The organism is Paraburkholderia yinzeri (assembly GCF_046581065.1).
Taxonomy (GTDB): domain Bacteria; phylum Pseudomonadota; class Gammaproteobacteria; order Burkholderiales; family Burkholderiaceae; genus Paraburkholderia.
On sequence record NZ_JBFOCJ010000002.1, the window covers coordinates 1,247,058 to 1,263,027 of the forward strand.

Below are 15,970 nucleotides of genomic sequence, written 5' to 3' on the forward strand. Positions count from 1 at the left end.
TGCTCCAGTTCATCCGTTAGAACTACTAAAACGTGAGTAATGACATTCATCCGGTGCGGATTGCGTGCTCGATCAGTTCAGCGTGAACGAGAACGGAACCTGCACACGCACCGGCTGCCCCTGCGAAATGCAATTGAACTTCTTCACCGCGTTGAACGCCGCGCCGTCGAGGCTGCTGTCCTCGGACGACTTGGCCACGCGCTCGTTCGTGATATGGCCTTGCGGGTCCACGACGAATTCGATGAGGACGTCGCCCGTCACGTTGTTTTCCTGCGCCTCCTTCGGATAAGCGATCGAACCGCGGATCTCGTCCGAATTCGGGCACACCACGCCCACTTCATGGCTCACCGGCTTGGCGGCCGGCGCGGGAGGCGCCGGCGGCGCGGTCACCGGCGCGCTGACGACGGGCGCGGCCTGGTGCGTGATGGTCGGCTGGGGCGGCGCCTGCACCGGCACTTCGGGCGGCGGCACGAACGGCGGCGGCGGCGGCGCGAACTTCGGCGGCGGCAACTGCACGACGGGCAGCGGCGGGGGAGGCGGCGGCTTCACCGGCTCGATGATCTTCGTTTCGATGGGATGCTGGATGACCTGCACGACCTTGTTGGCAAGACCATTGACCAGCGCATAGATGAGCACCACATGCAGGGCGATCACTGCCGCGATGCCGCCATAGCGGCGCGCGGGATTCTGCTGCTTGCGTCCGTATTCGCGCGGACGGCCAGGCATGCCCGGCCGACCGGACCCGGCTGGAACATCCACTTGCACTTTCATCACCACCTTCGCTCCCTCGGGCGCCGGGCGCCCCTTTTCTTTACCGCAGCGAACCAGTTTCGAGGTCTGACGGTCGAACTTCAGGAACGTCGGACCACACTTTCAATCGGACTACGAAACGGATACGGACGACCGCAGCGGCAAATCCTTCTGTCTCGCCGGAACCCGGAGGCAAGCCATCCTTGCCAGACTGACGATAAGTAGTACTAACCCTGGTGTTCGGGTTTACGAGAATTTTTCCGACAGCCCGCTCATATCGTCCGTGAAATACCGCCAGCGATAATGCGCAACATAGGCGTGTTTCAGTTTCGTTTCAGCGTTCGGAAAGATAGCAAGACAAAAACAGAATGAGCAAACTTTTTTTGATGGGAGAATACGGTGTTTAGAAGAATGGCTCTAAGAGACGGTTTCATAAAGGCTGTTGAGTTCGCTGAAGAGTGTTCCAGCAGATCAGGCAACAACCGAGTTTGAGGAACGCGTCGTGAATGTCCGCACGGCGTTCGAAGCGAATACGCAAACGGCGGAAGTTATGCAACCAGGCATGGGTACGTTCGACGACCCAACGAACTTTTCCAAGGCCGCTACCGTGCGGGTGACCGCGCCGTGCGATGCGGGTGGGGATGTTGCGCACGTGCAGGAGGCGCCGGTACTTGTCATGATCGTAACCACGATCGGCGTAGACACGGCCAGGACGACTCAGCGGCCTGCCGCGCACCCCGCTAATCGGCACGATGGCCTCGATCAACGGGATCAGCTGGGTAACGTCGTGACGATTGGCGCCGGTCAGGATTGCCGCGATCGGCGTGCCGTTAGCGTCGGTGGCGATGTGGTGTTTGGAACCAGGTCGTGCTCGATCGGTGGGGTTCGGGCCAGTTTTTCGCCCGCCCCAACCGCGCGAATCGACGATGAGTCGACGACGACGCGGGAGAAGTCGATCTTCCCGGCCGCTCGCAGTTTCGCCAGCAGCAGTGCGTGCAGTCGATCCCACACGCCGGCTTGCTGCCAATCGCGCAGCCTGCGCCAGCAACTGACGCCGGAGCCGCATCCCATCTCCGCTGGCAGATCTCGCCAGCGGATGCCGGTCTTCAGCACAAACAAGATGCCGGTCAGCGCAGCCCGATCCGGTACCGGCTTGCGACCCGGATACTTGAAGCGGCGTGGCTTCGCTGGTGGTAGCAGTGGCTCGATCAGTGCCCACAGTTCGTCGTCGATGATTGGTTTGCCCATCTCCTCGATCCTGTTGTCACAACAATCGAGGTTAACAGGTTGCGTTACGGGTTAACAGCCCCTACGAACTCTTTTTGAAACCGTTTCTAAATTCATGCCATCCCCTCCTGCAGGGGGTTCCAGGCGCCCGCAAAATAAGCATTCGCGATATCCATCGCACAAAATTACAAATAAATAACAAGATTGGCTGTAAATCGATTTCACTTCTCTGTAACTACTGAATTTTAATCTTTCATTTTGAAAGGATAAAATTCCCTCCTCCTCGTTCAATCCGCACGCTTCCGGGCCATGGCGATTTCCTTGTTTGATCATTCGTATTTTTTGTTTGGCATCCTGATTTAACAGGAAACAAAGGATTCCGGACGGCGGCGATGAAATTCACGGCTGCCCTGTCCCGTATGGCCTCTTTCTTCTTTTCCTGGCCATGAACCGCCTTTGTCGTTGCTAGCGCAACTATTTTGAGAACCCCTGCTCCGGCAGAAGCGGTTTAGTTCACCCCAAGGGTCGAAACGGCCCGCGCCCCAGGTCTTGCGGAGCCTGCGTGCTACGCCCGCCTCGCCCAACCGGGTACATCGCTTGCTGAAGCACCGGAAGCTATCGGGCGAATCGCGGTCCCCCCATGTGCGCTGGAGGCGTCATGACACTGGCAACCCGTGTTGCGCGAAACATACACACCTGGCACAGGCAAACGCGCGGCACGCTGCCGCTGCGTATCGCCGGCGCCGCCTGGGCTCTCTGTGCCGCCTTGCATGCACAGGCACAAACCCCCTCGCCGCTCGGCGAATGGCAATATTCGGCCGGCATCCCGCTGGAAAAGATGTTCGAACCGCAGCAACCCGACTGGGAAGTGCGCCTCGGCATAGGTTCGACCTTCGAACCCCGCTACGACGGCTCCGACCGTTATCACATGCTGGCCGGGCCCAGTATCGACATCCGCTACAAGGATCTCCTGTTCGCCTCCACCGGCGAAGGCATCGGCGTGAACGTCCTGCAGGGTCCAAACTGGCGAGTGAGCGTGGCCGCCGTGTACGACCTCGGACGGCGCGCGCACGACGATCCGCCAGAGTTGAACGGGCTAGGCAACATCAATCCGGCTCCGGAGATGAAGATCGCCGGTGAATACGTGATATCGAAGGATTTTCCCCTCGTGCTGCGGGCCGCCTTTACACGCAGTTTCGGCGGCTCGAACGGCTGGAGCGGCGACTTCGGAGCCTACATGCCGCTGCCGGGCAGCAACCAGAGTTTCTATTGGTTCGCGGGTCCCTCGGTCACACTGGCCGATTCCAGCTATATGCAAAGCTGGTTCGGCGTAACGCCGCAACAGGCCGTCGACTCCGGCTACCGGCCGTATAGCGCGGGCGCGGGTCTCAAGTCGGCCGGCTTCGGCATCACGATGGTCTACTTCGTGAACAAGCACTGGTTCGTGAGTGCCGACGGCGCGCTCCGGCGCCTGCTCGGCAGCGCCGCGCAGAGCCCGGTCGTGCAGTCGAAAACCAATGGCGTGTGCGACATTTCGATTAACTATCAGTTCTAGTTCCTCCGCTCGCCCCCCTGCCCGGCCACGCCTCCACGCCTCATTTCCTGCTCATTTTCCGTCGCTAAGCTCTCCGTATGGGCGAAGGCCCATACGTTCAGTGCACAGCGGCGCCCCCTCCGCAGCACGGCCCTCCCACTCACCGTCAAGGACCTGCACTCATGTTTCCGTCGCTCTTCGCCGCCAGCTTCCTCGGCCAGCCCGCATGGCTCTGGGCCGCCTTCATCGCGGTGGTGATCGCGCTTCTCGTGGTCGACCTCGGCGTCCTGCACCAGAAAGATCGCGAGATCGGCATACGCGAGAGCCTCTGGCTTTCGCTCGGCTACATCGCCATCGGCCTGTTGTTCGGCGGCTTCATCTGGTGGCAGCTCGGTGCCGTTCCTGCCACTGAGTACGTGACCGGCTATCTGATCGAAAAATCGCTCTCGCTCGATAACGTGTTCGTCATCGCGTCGATCTTCGGCGCGCTCGCCGTGCCGCGCCAGTACCAGCATCGCGTGCTGTTCTGGGGTATCGTCGGCGTGCTGTTGCTGCGCGCGCTGATGGTCGGGCTTGGCGCGGCGCTGGTTGCGCAGTTCGACTGGATCCTCTATCTGTTCGGCGTATTCCTTGCACTCACCGGCGTAAAGATGCTGTTCGGCTCGAAGGAAGCGCATGACGCGGAGGACAGCGCGCTCCTGCGCCTTTTGCGCGGCGTGCTCCCCATCACGCCGCGGCCGGAAGGCCGCGCGTTCATCGTGTGGCGCGCGCACCCCGTCACCGGCAAGATCACGCTCTGGGCCACGCCGCTCTTCGTCGCACTCCTGATGATCGAGTTCGCAGACCTGATCTTCGCCGTCGATTCGATTCCCGCGATCTTTTCGATCACGACCGATCCGTTCATCGTCTACACGAGCAACATCTTCGCCGTACTCGGTCTGCGCGCGCTCTTCTTCGCGCTCGCCGCCATGGCGCATCGCTTTCATTACCTCAAGCACGCGCTAGCCCTCGTGCTGGTATTCATCGGCGCCAAGATCTTTCTGCACGGCTTCGTCGGCAAGATTCCGGCGGGCGTGAGCCTCGGCGTGACCTCGGCGCTGCTCGCCGGCGGCGTGATCGTCTCGCTGCTCAGGACGCGCCCGGTCGCCGGCCCGCGCGCCTCCTGAGTGCTTCCTGAGTGCTTCCTGAGCGCCGCCCGGCCACCTTCCCCCTCACGCGGCTGGCCCCACCCCGGCCGCGTCTCGCACTTCCTCATTTTTCGCTCATTCTGCACCCGTACGATGGTTTTCATCGAGGCAGCGCCCCACCGGCGCCTCCCTCGATGATCTGTCCACTCATCACGGAGCCCATCATGAAATGCCCGCAATGCCCTGACGCGACCCTCACCTTCGCGGATCGTCAAGGCGTCGAAATCGACTATTGCCCGCAGTGCCGGGGAGTCTGGCTCGACCGCGGCGAACTCGACAAGCTGATCGACCGAACGACGCCCCCGCGCCGCGCGGACGACGGCTACGGCGGCCACGCGGGTGGATCGCCACGCCATGCGTACGACCGTCACGATTCGCACGGGCGACGCCGCAAGTCGTGGCTCGGCGATCTGTTCGACTAGCCCGCGCCGCCTTCAACCCACAATCGACCCGCAATCGCCCGGTTCAAACGTTACAAGGACACCTGATCATGCGTACCTATTCCTGCAACAGCCCACAGGCCGCCGGCCGGATCGTCGCCATCGCGCTGCTCGCGGACGGCCACCTGAGCAGCGACGAGCTCACCGCACTCCATCGCGCGCGCATCGCCGAGCGCCTGGGGCTCGCGCCCGGTGAATTCGGCGCGATCCTGCAGGCTCTGTGCGAAGACCTGTTGACGAATTCGCACCTGAACTGGAGCGACGCGTGCAAGGTGGACTCCGACGTCATGCAGCAGGTGATGTGCGAACTGGAAGATCCCGAATTGCGCGCGGAAGTGCTGAATCTCTGCTACGTGGCGATCTATGCCGACCGCCACGTCGCCGATACGGAGGCGGCGCTGCTCGCTTCGCTCTCCAAAGCATGGCAGACCCATCCGCGACAGCGCCTGCTCGCCTCATGAGCCGGAAGCGCGGCGAGCCTCGCGCTCGCCGCGCCCATGTCAAACGCACACGGCCCAGCCCAGTCCGCGCACGTTGCGGATCACGGCGTGGCCGAACTTGCGCCGCACACTGTAAATCACGGCATCCACGGCATTGCTTTCCACCTCCTCGCCCCAGCCATAGAGCCGCTCTTCGAGTTGCTGCCGCGAGAGGATCGCGCCGGGCCGTTCGAGCAGCGCCAGCATCAGCGCATATTCGCGCGCGGAAAGGTCGTCCGATTGACCGTCGAACGTGAGGCGGCGCGCGTTGATGTCGAGCGTCACACGCCCGCTGCCCATCGCCGCGGAGGCGAAGCCCGACTTGCGCCGCACCACGGCGCGTATGCGCGCGAGCAGTTCCTTGCTCTCGAAGGGCTTCACGAGGTAATCGTCGGCGCCGAGGTCGAGACCTTCCACGCGCGTATCCACGCCGTCCTGCGCGGTGATGATGATCGCGGGCGTCGTGTCGTTCGAGGCGCGCAGGCCGCGCAACACGTCAAGACCGCTCATGTCCGAAAGCCCGAGGTCGAGCAGGATCGCGGTGTACGAACCGTCGCGTATCGCCGCGCGGCCGCTCTCGCCCGTGCGCACCCAGTCGACGCTGTACGACGCGTCCTTCAGTGCGCGCAGCAGCGCGGGCCCGATCAGCAGATCGTCTTCGATCAGCAGAATCCGCATCGTAATGTCCTCTCTCTCCGGCATTCGAGCGCGTCACTGGCGCGGGAGTTCGACACGCGCGACGATGCCCGACTGCCCATCGGCGCGGTTGGCAAGCGTGACGCTTCCACGATAGCTTTGGGCCACGGCCTCTACGATCGCGAGCCCCAGTCCACTGCCCTCCACGTCGTTCGCGCCCGCGCGGAAGAAACGGTCGAATATGCGTGGCAAGTCCGCTTCGGCAATGCCGGGGCCGCTGTCGCGCACTTCGATCACGATCCTCTGCGCCTCGCGCTGTACCGATACGTCGACCTGCGCGCCCTCGCCGCCGTAACGGACCGCATTGTCCACAAGGTTGCGCACGAGTATGCGCATGTCGGCCTCGGTCGCGCGTACGCTCGCGTCGTCAAGACGCTCCACGCCCAGGTCCACACCGCGCGCATACGCGAACGGCAGCAGATCCGCCATCACGTCGCTCACGACCTGCTTAAGCGGCACCTCGGCGAGCATACGCTGCGCGCTGCCGATCTCCGCACGCGCGAGGCCCAGCAATTGCGAAACGAGCGAACCCGTGCGCGCGATGCCATGCTTGAGCTCGGCGAAACGTTCGGCATACTGATCGGCGGGCGCGTGGCCCAGATTATCGATCTGCAACTGCATGGCCGAAATCGGTGAGCGCAGCTCGTGTGCGGCATCGGCAACGAACTTGCGTTCGGCGTTCACGAGCAGCGAAAGCCGCTCGATCATGCGGTTGATCGAGTCGAGAAACGGCCGCAGCTCGACGGGCGCCTTCGCGATATCGAGCGGCTGCAGGTTGTGCAGATCGACGCAGGCCGCGCGTTGCCCCATGCGTTCGAGCGGACGCAGCGTGAGACGTACCGTAATGGCGCTCGTGAGGGCAAGCAGCGGCAGCAGCGCGAGCACCGGCAACAGCGTCCAGAACGCCACACGCACGGCATTGCGATTGCGCACGCTGCGCGATTCGGCGACCTGAATGAATTCGTCGCCTGCCGCGAGCCCGAAGACGTCCCATGTCTCGCCGTCGTAATCGACCGTCGAGAAACCGTCCAGCCCGCGACGCAGCTTGACGGAAGGGTTGCTCGTGCGCGTCGGCACGGCGCTATCTGTTTCCGACCAGATCTGCACGACGAGATCGTCGGAAAACCGCCGCCGCGCGTCGTTTGCCGAGGCCGGATGCGGCACGCCGGTCTGCACGTGTGCGGCGGCATCGCGCAGGCTCGCGTTGAACTCCGAGGCCAGACCGCGCACGACGAGAAACGTCCCGAGCGAGCCGAGCAGCCCAACGAGGATCGCCAGCAAACCCAGTGCAAGGCTGAGCCGGCGGTGCAGGGAGTTCGCTGCGAAGAACATGGGCAATCTCGTGAGACAGGACAAGCGCGCCGCACCGCGGCAAGGAGCGCTCCATCATATCGGATTCCCTCGCGCGTCCCGTTCAACGGCGAGGCACTGGCCGGATCGCTTGAGCAGTCTGCTATGTCCCCCGTCGCGGCAAAAGAGTGCCGTATCGGTGCCGATGTGGATGGTGTCGGGTTAGCGCGTGGTCAAGCTCGCACGCAACTGGCAGATCGCGCGCGACAGTGCTAGATTCGGCGCACCGACCTTTTGATGAGGACGCCCCCATGAGCACAACGTCATCCCGGCCGACTTTCGCCTCGGCCGCCTACTATCGCGACCCGTTCGCGGCGCTGGACTGGCTGGAGAAGGCGTTCGGCTTCGAGCGGCAATTCGTCGTGACCACGCCCGACGGCAAGTTCGCCCATTCGGAAATGCGGTTCGGCAAGGGCTACGTGATGATCGGCGGCGGCTGGCCTGGCATGCCCTACGCGAGCCCGGCCGACGCCGAAGGCAAGAACACGCAGTCGGTGCACGTGCATCTGGAGAGCGGCATCGACGCCCATTACGAACGCGCACGCGCCGCCGGCGCAACCGTCGTGCGCGAGATCGCGGATCAGTTCTACGGCGACCGCGTTTATGTGGTGAGCGACCCCGAGGGTCACGTGTGGAGCTTTGGCGAGACGATCCGCGAAGTCACGCGCGAAGAAGCGGAACAAGCGAGCGGGTTCAAGATCGACGGCTGGATCTGAGGCGAAAAATTAAAACACCCCGGCGGGCGGACCCGGCGGGGTGTTTGGTCTTTACGTCCCACACGGTGCGCCGTGAAGGGCGCACCGCCGCACGACACGGCTTAGCGCTGCGCGATCGGCCTGGCTTCGCGCGACGCGTCGCCGATGAAGAGCTGACGCGGACGGCCAATCTTCTGCTCGGGATCGGCAATCATTTCGTTCCACTGCGCAATCCAGCCCACCGTACGCGCCATCGCGAAGATGCAGGTGAACATCGACGTCGGGATGCCCAGCGCGCGCTGCACGATGCCCGAGTAGAAGTCCACGTTCGGGTACAGCTTGCGCGACACGAAGTATTCGTCTTCCAGCGCGATCTTCTCGAGCTGCATCGCCAGCTTGAACAGCGGATCGTCGTGCAGGCCCAGTTCGTTGAGCACTTCGTAGCACGTCTCGCGCATCAGCTTCGCGCGCGGATCGTAGTTCTTGTACACGCGGTGACCGAAGCCCATCAGCTTCACGCCCGAGTTCTTGTCCTTCACCTGCTTGATGAATTCGGGAATGTTGTCCGGCGAGCCGATCTGCTCGAGCATGTTCAGCGCCGCTTCGTTCGCGCCGCCGTGCGCCGGGCCCCACAGGCAGGCGATACCGGCCGCGATACACGCGAACGGGTTCGCGCCCGACGAACCGGCCAGACGCACCGTGGAGGTCGAGGCGTTCTGCTCGTGGTCGGCGTGCAGGATCAGGATGCGGTCGAGCGCGCGCACCAGCACGTCGTTGACCTTGTACTCTTCGCACGGGTTCGAGAACATCATGTGCATGAAGTTCGCGCTGTACGAAAGCTCGTTGCGCGGATACACGAACGGCTGGCCGATCGAGTACTTGTACGCCATGGCGACGAGCGTCGGCAGCTTGGCGATCATGCGGATCGCCGAGATGTCGCGGTGACGCGGGTTATTGATGTCGAGCGAGTCGTGGTAGAAGGCCGAAAGCGCGCCCACTGCCGCAACCAGAATCGCCATCGGGTGCGCGTCGCGACGGAAGCCGCGGAAGAAGAAATGCATCTGCTCGTGAACCATCGTGTGCTGCGTGACGGTCTTCACGAATTCGTCCTTCTGGGCCTGGTTCGGCAGGTCACCCTTCAGGAGCAGGTAGCAGGTTTCGAGGAAGTCGGCGTTCTGCGCGAGGTTGTCGATGGGGTAGCCGCGGTAGAGCAGCTCGCCCTTGTCGCCGTCAATGTACGTGATCGCCGAGTTGCACGACGCCGTCGACATGAAGCCCGGGTCGTACGTGAACTTGCCGGTCTGACCGTACAGTTTGCGGATGTCGATCACGTCCGGGCCCAGGGTGCCCTTGTAGATCGGCAGTTCGACGCTCGGCGAATTGTCGCTGAACGATAGCGTGGCTTTTACATCAGACGGGGTCATAGCACATCCTCAATCGAAGGATAAACACAGGATTCGATAGTTTGCACGTCCGGCGCGGCGCCTGCCGCCGCACGATTACTGCGGCGACGGCGGCAGATACGGCAACTGCAGGCACCGCCGCACCTCAGACGTTGCGAAGCAATTCCAGCACCCGCTTCACGTCCGGGTCGGCCAGGTCGCCTTCTGGTTCCTTGCGTGCGAGCAGCAAGTCCATCAGGTCGTTATCGCTCAGCTCGAGCAGGCGCGTGAGAGCGCCCACGTCGGCATCGCTGAGGTCATGCTCATAGCGGTCGAAAAAGCGCTCGAAAATCAGATCGTTTTCGAGCAGACCGCGCCGGGCGCGCCAGCGTAGGCGCGCCCGGCGGTGGGGATCAGACTGGTGTGATTCCATTTGAGCAAGGACGCCGCCTCAAACGGCGCGGCGCACCATCAGTTCCTTGATCTTGCCGATCGCCTTGGTGGGGTTCAAACCCTTCGGGCAAACATCGACGCAGTTCATGATCGTGTGGCAGCGGAACAGGCGGTACGGATCTTCCAGGTTGTCCAGACGATCGCCCGTGGCCTCGTCGCGGCTGTCCGCGATGAAGCGGTACGCCTGCAGCAGGCCCGCCGGGCCCACGAACTTGTCCGGGTTCCACCAGAAGCTCGGGCACGACGTCGAGCAGCTCGCACACAGAATACACTCGTACAGGCCGTCCAGTTCGTCGCGCTGCTCGGGCGACTGCAGGCGCTCCTTCTCCGGCGGCGGCGTGTCGTTGATCAGGTACGGCTTGATCGAGTGGTACTGGTTGAAGAACTGCGTGAAGTCGCAGATCAGGTCGCGCACCACCGGTAGCCCCGGCAGCGGACGCAGCACGATCTTCGCCGGCAGGTCGTTCAGGTTCGTCAGGCACGCCAGACCGTTCTTGCCGTTGATGTTCATCGCGTCCGAGCCGCACACGCCTTCGCGGCACGAGCGGCGGAACGACAGCGTCTCGTCCACTTCCTTGAGCTTGACCAGCGCGTCGAGCAGCATGCGCTCGTGCGTGAGTTCCAGCTCGTACGTCTGCATGCGCGGCGCCGCGTCCTTGTCCGGATCGTAGCGGTAGACTTCAAAAATTCGTTTGGCCATTTCCGATTCCTTTTGACTGGCTCTTGCCTTAGAACGTACGCGCCTTCGGCGGCACAGACTCGACGGTCAGCGGTTGCATGTGCACCGGCTTGTAATCGAGCCGGTCGCCTTCACTGAACCACAGCGTATGGCGCAGCCAGTTCTCGTCGTCACGATGTTCGTAGTCGCTCTGCGCATGCGCGCCACGGCTTTCCTTGCGCGCTTCGGCCGACACCATCGTTGCGCGCGCAACCTCGATCAGGTTCGCCACTTCGAGCGCTTCCACGCGCGCCGTGTTGAACACCTTCGACTTGTCCTTCAGGTGGATGTGCTTCGCGCGCTCCGCAATCTGCGCGATGTCCTTCACGCCTTCTTCCAGCAGCGCCGAGGTGCGGAACACGCCCGCATGCTTCTGCATCGAGCCGCGGATGTCGTTCGCCACGCTCTGCGCGTACTCGCCCGAGCTCGAATTGTCGAGCGCGGCCAGACGCGCCAGCGAGAACTCGCCCGCGTCCGCCGGCAGCGGCTTGTGATCGCGCTGCTCCTTCACGTGTTTGACGATGTGGTTGCCCGCCGCGCGGCCGAACACCACGAGGTCCAGCAGCGAGTTCGTGCCCAGGCGGTTCGCGCCGTGCACCGAGACGCACGAGCATTCGCCCACCGCGTAGAAGCCGTTGATGGGGTCTTCGTGACCCTTCGCGGTGCCCACGACCTGGCCGTGGATGTTCGTCGGGATGCCGCCCATCTGGTAGTGGATGGTCGGCACGACCGGGATCGGCTCCTTGATGCAGTCCACGTTCGCGAACTTCAGCGCGATCTCGCGGATCGACGGCAGACGCTTCATGATCGTCTCGGCGCCGATGTGCGAGAGGTCCAGCAGCACGTGGTCCTTGTGCGGACCCACGCCACGGCCTTCCTTGATTTCCTGGTCCATCGAGCGCGAGACGAAGTCGCGCGGTGCCAGGTCCTTGAGCGTGGGCGCGTAGCGCTCCATGAAGCGCTCGCCGTTCGCGTTGCGCAGGATGCCGCCTTCGCCGCGCACGCCTTCGGTGATCAGCACGCCCGCGCCGGCCACGCCGGTGGGGTGGAACTGCCAGAATTCCATGTCCTGCAGCGCGATGCCCGAGCGCGCCGCCATGCCCAGACCGTCGCCGGTGTTGATGAACGCGTTGGTCGAGGCCGCGAAGATCCGGCCCGCGCCGCCCGTGGCGAAGAGGGTGGTCTTGCCTTCGAGGATGTAGACGTCGCCCGTTTCCATTTCCAGCGCGGTCACGCCCAGCACGTCGCCTTCGGCGTCGCGGATCAGATCGAGCGCCATCCATTCGACGAAGAACGTGGTCTTCGCCGCGACGTTCTGCTGGTACAGCGTGTGCAGCAGCGCGTGGCCGGTCCGGTCAGCCGCCGCGCAGGCGCGCTGCACCGGCTTCTCGCCGTAGTTGGCCGTGTGGCCGCCGAACGGGCGCTGGTAGATCGTGCCGTCCGCGTTGCGGTCGAACGGCATGCCCATGTGTTCCAGTTCGTACACGGCGTTCGGCGCTTCGCGGCACATGAACTCGATCGCGTCCTGGTCGCCGAGCCAGTCGGAGCCTTTGATCGTGTCGTAGAAGTGGTAGTGCCAGTTGTCCTCGCTCATGTTGCCCAGCGACGCGCCGATGCCGCCCTGCGCGGCCACCGTGTGCGAGCGCGTGGGGAACACCTTCGAGAGCACGCAGACCGAGAGGCCCGCGCGCGCGAGTTGCAGCGAGGCGCGCATCCCCGAGCCGCCCGCGCCGACAATCACCACGTCGAACTTGCGACGCGGCAGGGAGTTCTTGATTGCAGCCATTCTTTTACACTCTCCAGAGAATCTGAGCGGCGTAGCCGAGGCTGCCCAGCAGCCAGGCGATCGTCAGCACGTCCAGCACGATGCGCAGGCCGACCGGCTTGATGTAGTCCATCCAGATGTCGCGCACGCCCACCCAGGCGTGATAGAACAGCGCGAGCAGCGTGACGAAGGTGGCGAGCTTCATCCACTGTGCGGAGAAGATCGAGGCCCAGCCGTCGTACGAAAAGTCGTGCGCGCCGAAGAAGAGCGCGAGCAGCACGACGGTGTAGAGGGCCATGATGACGGCGGTGGCGCGCTGGGCGATCCAGTCGCGCAGGCCGTAGTGAGCGCCGACGACGAGGCGCTTCGGACCGATTCCGTTGTTGGCAGACATGTTTCAGAAGGCTCCGAAGAGTTTCGCCGCGAAGGCGATCGTGAGGACCGAGGAGACGATCACGACGACGAGGGAAGTCGACTTCGCTTTCTGCTTGCTGGCCAGATCATGGCTGAAGTCCATGAACAGGTGCCGCACGCCGGCGCAGAAGTGGAACAGGAAGGCCCAGCCGAGCACCAGCACGACGAGCTTGACGATGAGGTTGGAGAGGAAAGCCTGGAAGACCTGGAAGCTCAGTTCGGAGGTGAGGCTCTGGTCGAACAGGTACAACAGGAAGGGCAGGAAGACGAACAACAAGGCCCCGCTCACGCGGTGGCCGATCGATACGCGCCCTGCCAGCGGCAGGCGGTAGGCGAACAAGATCTGCCCAAGCCCGATGTTCCGGTATTCCGGCCTCGGTTTTTTTGCGGCTTCTGCCATGCTAGACCCCTACTATGTAATAACACTAATATGCGATTTTAGCGCCTTTTTATATCGCGCTGCAGCGAAATCCGCGCCCGCGGACCACTGGATGCGCGCGCAATGAAGGCGCGTGGGGACGTGCCGCGCGTCGCTGGAACAGCCGACGCGCGCGCCCTTCAACTCAAATCGTTCTGATAGTAATACCCGGTTGTGACATACCATCCACGGCGCACCTCGACCGGCCGGTCTCCATAGGTATAGGACACGCGATCGACCGAAAGCAATGGAAAGCCGGCGGGAACATGGAGCACGTCGGCCACGGCGGGCTCTGCCGCCACCGCGCGGATCTTCTCCGTCGCGCGAATCATGCGGGTGCCGAACTCGGCCTCGAACATGGCGTAGAGCGGCCCCTTGTACTCGGCAAGACGCTCCGCCGTGAGGCCGCGAAACACGGCGCCAGGCAGCCAGATTTCGTCGAGCACGGTGTTCTCGCCATCGAACTGCAAGAGACGCCGGATCAGCACGACGGGGTCCGCCGGCTTCAGGTCCAGTTGCCGCGCGATCTCCGCCGAAGCACGCAGGCGCCGGCATTCGAGCAGCCTGCTGACGTGCGGATGTTCGGCACCGTCATCTGCCAGCAATCTAAGGAAGCGAAACTGGGCTCGCTCCTCATTGTGCGTCGCAACGAACGTACCCTTGCCCTGGCGGCGCACGAGCAGGTTTTCGGCAGCGAGTTCGTCGATCGCCTTGCGCACGGTTCCCTGGCTCACCTTATAGCGGGCGGCCAGTTCGACTTCGCTGGGGATGATCTCGCCGGGCTTCCATTCGCCGGTCTCGAGGCTCTGCGTGATGAGCCCCTTGATCTGCTGGTAGAGGGGGCTGAAAGTGGGGGAGGCTGCCGGTGCAGACGCACTCGCACCGCTCTCCGGAGCGGGTGAATTGGCGTGACTGACCGGGTTCGTACTCATGGCGCGCATTTCAACACAAAGCCCGCCCCGGCGTCCAGCCTTTCCCCTGTAATAGATATGTCTTATATAAGACATAAGATACGGTTGACTTTGACCCTTCCGACTCCTACACTGCCGATCGAGCAAGGGTTTGCGGGCAGGCCCGCCTCACGGGCGAGAAGCCGCCGGCAGCAGCCACCTCGTGGCGCGCCGCGCCGCAAGGCACCTTCGCATCATGCTGTTCCCTCACCGCAGTAGAGGTTTCGATCCGCCCCGTCGGCGCCCCTCGCGCCACGCCCTCGTGGACCAGCCAAAGCGAGCCGTTGCAGGAGTCGGCACACCTGATGCGGCGAGCCGCAGGCATCCCGTTTCCCCTGGCTTTTGTCGCACAGGTTACCGGTCCGGCCGCCCTGCCGCGGCACGCAAAACCGGCGGCGACAGCCAGCCGGACGCATGCCCGGCAAAACGCCAGCCTGTTTCACGAACGCTTCGCGTAACGCGCATATAGAATGGCGTTTTACCTTGGCGTCTAACGCACCTTCCTGGAGATTTTCAATGGCTAAGCCCGCAAAGCGCGTTGCCGTCACCGGCGCCGCAGGTCAGATCGCTTACTCCCTGCTGTTCCGCATCGCGAACGGCGACCTGCTCGGCAAGGATCAGCCCGTCATCCTGCAACTGCTGGACCTGCCGCAAGCGCAAGCCGCCGTCAACGGCGTCGTGATGGAACTGGACGACTGCGCCTTCCCGCTGCTCGCAGGCGTGGTCATCACGGACGACCCGAAGGTCGCGTTCAAGGACGCCGATGTCGCCCTGCTGGTGGGCGCACGTCCGCGCTCGAAGGGTATGGAGCGCAAGGATCTGCTCTCGGCCAACGCCGAAATCTTCACGGTTCAGGGCAAGGCGCTGAACGACGTCGCCAGCCGCGACGTGAAGGTGCTCGTGGTCGGCAACCCGGCCAACACGAACGCCTACATCGCCATGAAGTCGGCGCCGGATCTGCCGAAGAAAAACTTCACGGCCATGCTGCGTCTGGACCACAACCGCGCGCTTTCGCAACTGGCCGCCAGGTCGGGCAAGCCGGTCGCTTCGATCGAGAAGCTCGCCGTGTGGGGCAACCACTCGCCCACGATGTATCCGGACTTCCGCGTCGCCACGGCGGAAGGCCAGTCGCTGACCAAGCTGATCAACGACGACGAATGGAACCGCAACACCTTCATCCCGACCGTCGGCAAGCGCGGCGCGGCGATCATCGAAGCGCGCGGCCTCTCGTCGGCAGCATCGGCCGCCAACGCGGCCATCGACCACGTCCGTGACTGGGTGCTCGGCACGAACGGCAAGTGGGTCACGATGGGCATTCCGTCGGACGGCTCGTACGGCATTCCCGAAGACATCATCTACGGCGTGCCGGTGACCTGCGAAAACGGCGAGTACAAGCGCGTGGAAGGCCTCGAAATCGACGCGTTCTCGCGCGAGAAGATGGACGGCACGCTGAACGAACTGCTCGAAGAGCGCGACGGCGTCGCTCACCTGCTCAAGTAAGTCCGGGGCAGG

General features: G+C 63.5%; 17 protein-coding genes. 6 read left to right on the plus strand and 11 right to left on the minus strand.

What is annotated here, in order from left to right; genetic code table 11:
* Positions 1-72: 72 nt before the first annotated feature.
* Positions 73-726, minus strand: coding sequence for an energy transducer TonB (locus tag WJ542_RS22585; protein ID WP_411191712.1), 654 nt, complete (start codon positions 724-726; stop codon positions 73-75).
* 454 nt (positions 727-1,180) lie between these two features.
* Positions 1,181-1,998, minus strand: a protein-coding gene (locus tag WJ542_RS22590; RefSeq protein WP_411186887.1) for an IS5 family transposase whose coding sequence is annotated in 2 segments (ribosomal slippage) — positions 1,181-1,650 and positions 1,650-1,998 — 819 coding nt in all. Because the reading frame shifts where the segments join, the coding sequence is not laid out codon by codon here.
* A 637-nt stretch (positions 1,999-2,635) separates the two neighbouring features.
* Here WJ542_RS22590 and WJ542_RS22595 point away from each other — a divergent pair.
* The 4 genes from WJ542_RS22595 (at position 2,636) to WJ542_RS22610 (ending at position 5,599) form a co-directional block, all read left to right on the plus strand.
* Complete coding sequence (locus WJ542_RS22595; RefSeq protein ID WP_411191713.1) at positions 2,636-3,532, plus strand: MipA/OmpV family protein; 897 nt, start codon at positions 2,636-2,638, stop codon at positions 3,530-3,532.
* A gap of 161 nt (positions 3,533-3,693) precedes the next feature.
* On the plus strand, positions 3,694-4,677 hold the full coding sequence (locus WJ542_RS22600; protein WP_411191714.1) for a TerC family protein: 984 nt from the start codon (positions 3,694-3,696) through the stop codon (positions 4,675-4,677).
* Positions 4,678-4,862: 185 nt separating this feature from the next.
* A complete protein-coding gene (locus tag WJ542_RS22605; RefSeq protein ID WP_411191715.1) occupies positions 4,863-5,120 on the plus strand; it encodes a TFIIB-type zinc ribbon-containing protein in 258 nt (85 codons plus the stop codon).
* A 68-nt stretch (positions 5,121-5,188) separates the two neighbouring features.
* Complete coding sequence (locus tag WJ542_RS22610; protein WP_411191716.1) at positions 5,189-5,599, plus strand: tellurite resistance TerB family protein; 411 nt, start codon at positions 5,189-5,191, stop codon at positions 5,597-5,599.
* Positions 5,600-5,638: 39 nt separating this feature from the next.
* Here the strand turns inward: WJ542_RS22610 and WJ542_RS22615 are convergent, their stop codons facing one another.
* Positions 5,639-6,295 carry a response regulator transcription factor gene (locus WJ542_RS22615; protein ID WP_411191717.1) on the minus strand — a complete coding sequence of 219 codons (657 nt, stop codon included), beginning with the start codon at positions 6,293-6,295 and terminating at the stop codon, positions 5,639-5,641.
* A gap of 33 nt (positions 6,296-6,328) precedes the next feature.
* On the minus strand, positions 6,329-7,645 hold the full coding sequence (locus WJ542_RS22620) for a sensor histidine kinase (RefSeq protein ID WP_411191718.1): 1,317 nt from the start codon (positions 7,643-7,645) through the stop codon (positions 6,329-6,331).
* Between the two features lie 269 nt (positions 7,646-7,914).
* On the opposite strand from WJ542_RS22620, the gene WJ542_RS22625 reads away from it, so the two are divergent.
* Positions 7,915-8,379 (plus strand): VOC family protein, encoded by a 465-nt coding sequence (locus tag WJ542_RS22625; protein ID WP_411191719.1) that lies wholly within the window; start codon positions 7,915-7,917, stop codon positions 8,377-8,379.
* A gap of 101 nt (positions 8,380-8,480) precedes the next feature.
* On the opposite strand, the gene gltA is transcribed toward WJ542_RS22625, so the two are convergent.
* The 7 genes from gltA to WJ542_RS22660 form a co-directional block, all read right to left on the minus strand.
* Positions 8,481-9,782, minus strand: a complete 1,302-nt coding sequence (gene gltA, locus WJ542_RS22630) for a citrate synthase (protein WP_411191720.1) — start codon at positions 9,780-9,782, stop codon at positions 8,481-8,483.
* A 124-nt stretch (positions 9,783-9,906) separates the two neighbouring features.
* Entirely contained in the window at positions 9,907-10,173 is a 267-nt protein-coding gene (locus tag WJ542_RS22635; protein ID WP_027797784.1) for an FAD assembly factor SdhE, read from the minus strand.
* 18 nt (positions 10,174-10,191) lie between these two features.
* Entirely contained in the window at positions 10,192-10,893 is a 702-nt protein-coding gene (locus WJ542_RS22640) for a succinate dehydrogenase iron-sulfur subunit (protein ID WP_411189532.1), read from the minus strand.
* 28 nt (positions 10,894-10,921) lie between these two features.
* The gene (sdhA, locus tag WJ542_RS22645) at positions 10,922-12,697 is read right to left on the minus strand and encodes a succinate dehydrogenase flavoprotein subunit (RefSeq protein ID WP_411191721.1); all 1,776 of its coding nucleotides are present in this window, start codon (positions 12,695-12,697) and stop codon (positions 10,922-10,924) included.
* A 4-nt stretch (positions 12,698-12,701) separates the two neighbouring features.
* Positions 12,702-13,070: a succinate dehydrogenase, hydrophobic membrane anchor protein gene (sdhD, locus tag WJ542_RS22650; RefSeq protein WP_411189530.1), complete on the minus strand. Its 369-nt coding sequence runs from the start codon at positions 13,068-13,070 to the stop codon at positions 12,702-12,704.
* Positions 13,071-13,073: 3 nt separating this feature from the next.
* Positions 13,074-13,490 carry a succinate dehydrogenase, cytochrome b556 subunit gene (gene sdhC / locus WJ542_RS22655; RefSeq protein ID WP_411191722.1) on the minus strand — a complete coding sequence of 139 codons (417 nt, stop codon included), beginning with the start codon at positions 13,488-13,490 and terminating at the stop codon, positions 13,074-13,076.
* Between the two features lie 158 nt (positions 13,491-13,648).
* Positions 13,649-14,449, minus strand: a complete 801-nt coding sequence (locus WJ542_RS22660) for a GntR family transcriptional regulator (protein WP_411191723.1) — start codon at positions 14,447-14,449, stop codon at positions 13,649-13,651.
* A 525-nt stretch (positions 14,450-14,974) separates the two neighbouring features.
* Between WJ542_RS22660 and WJ542_RS22665 the strand changes: the two genes are divergently transcribed.
* Entirely contained in the window at positions 14,975-15,958 is a 984-nt protein-coding gene (locus WJ542_RS22665; protein WP_411191724.1) for a malate dehydrogenase, read from the plus strand.
* The last annotated feature ends 12 nt before the right edge of the window (positions 15,959-15,970 follow it).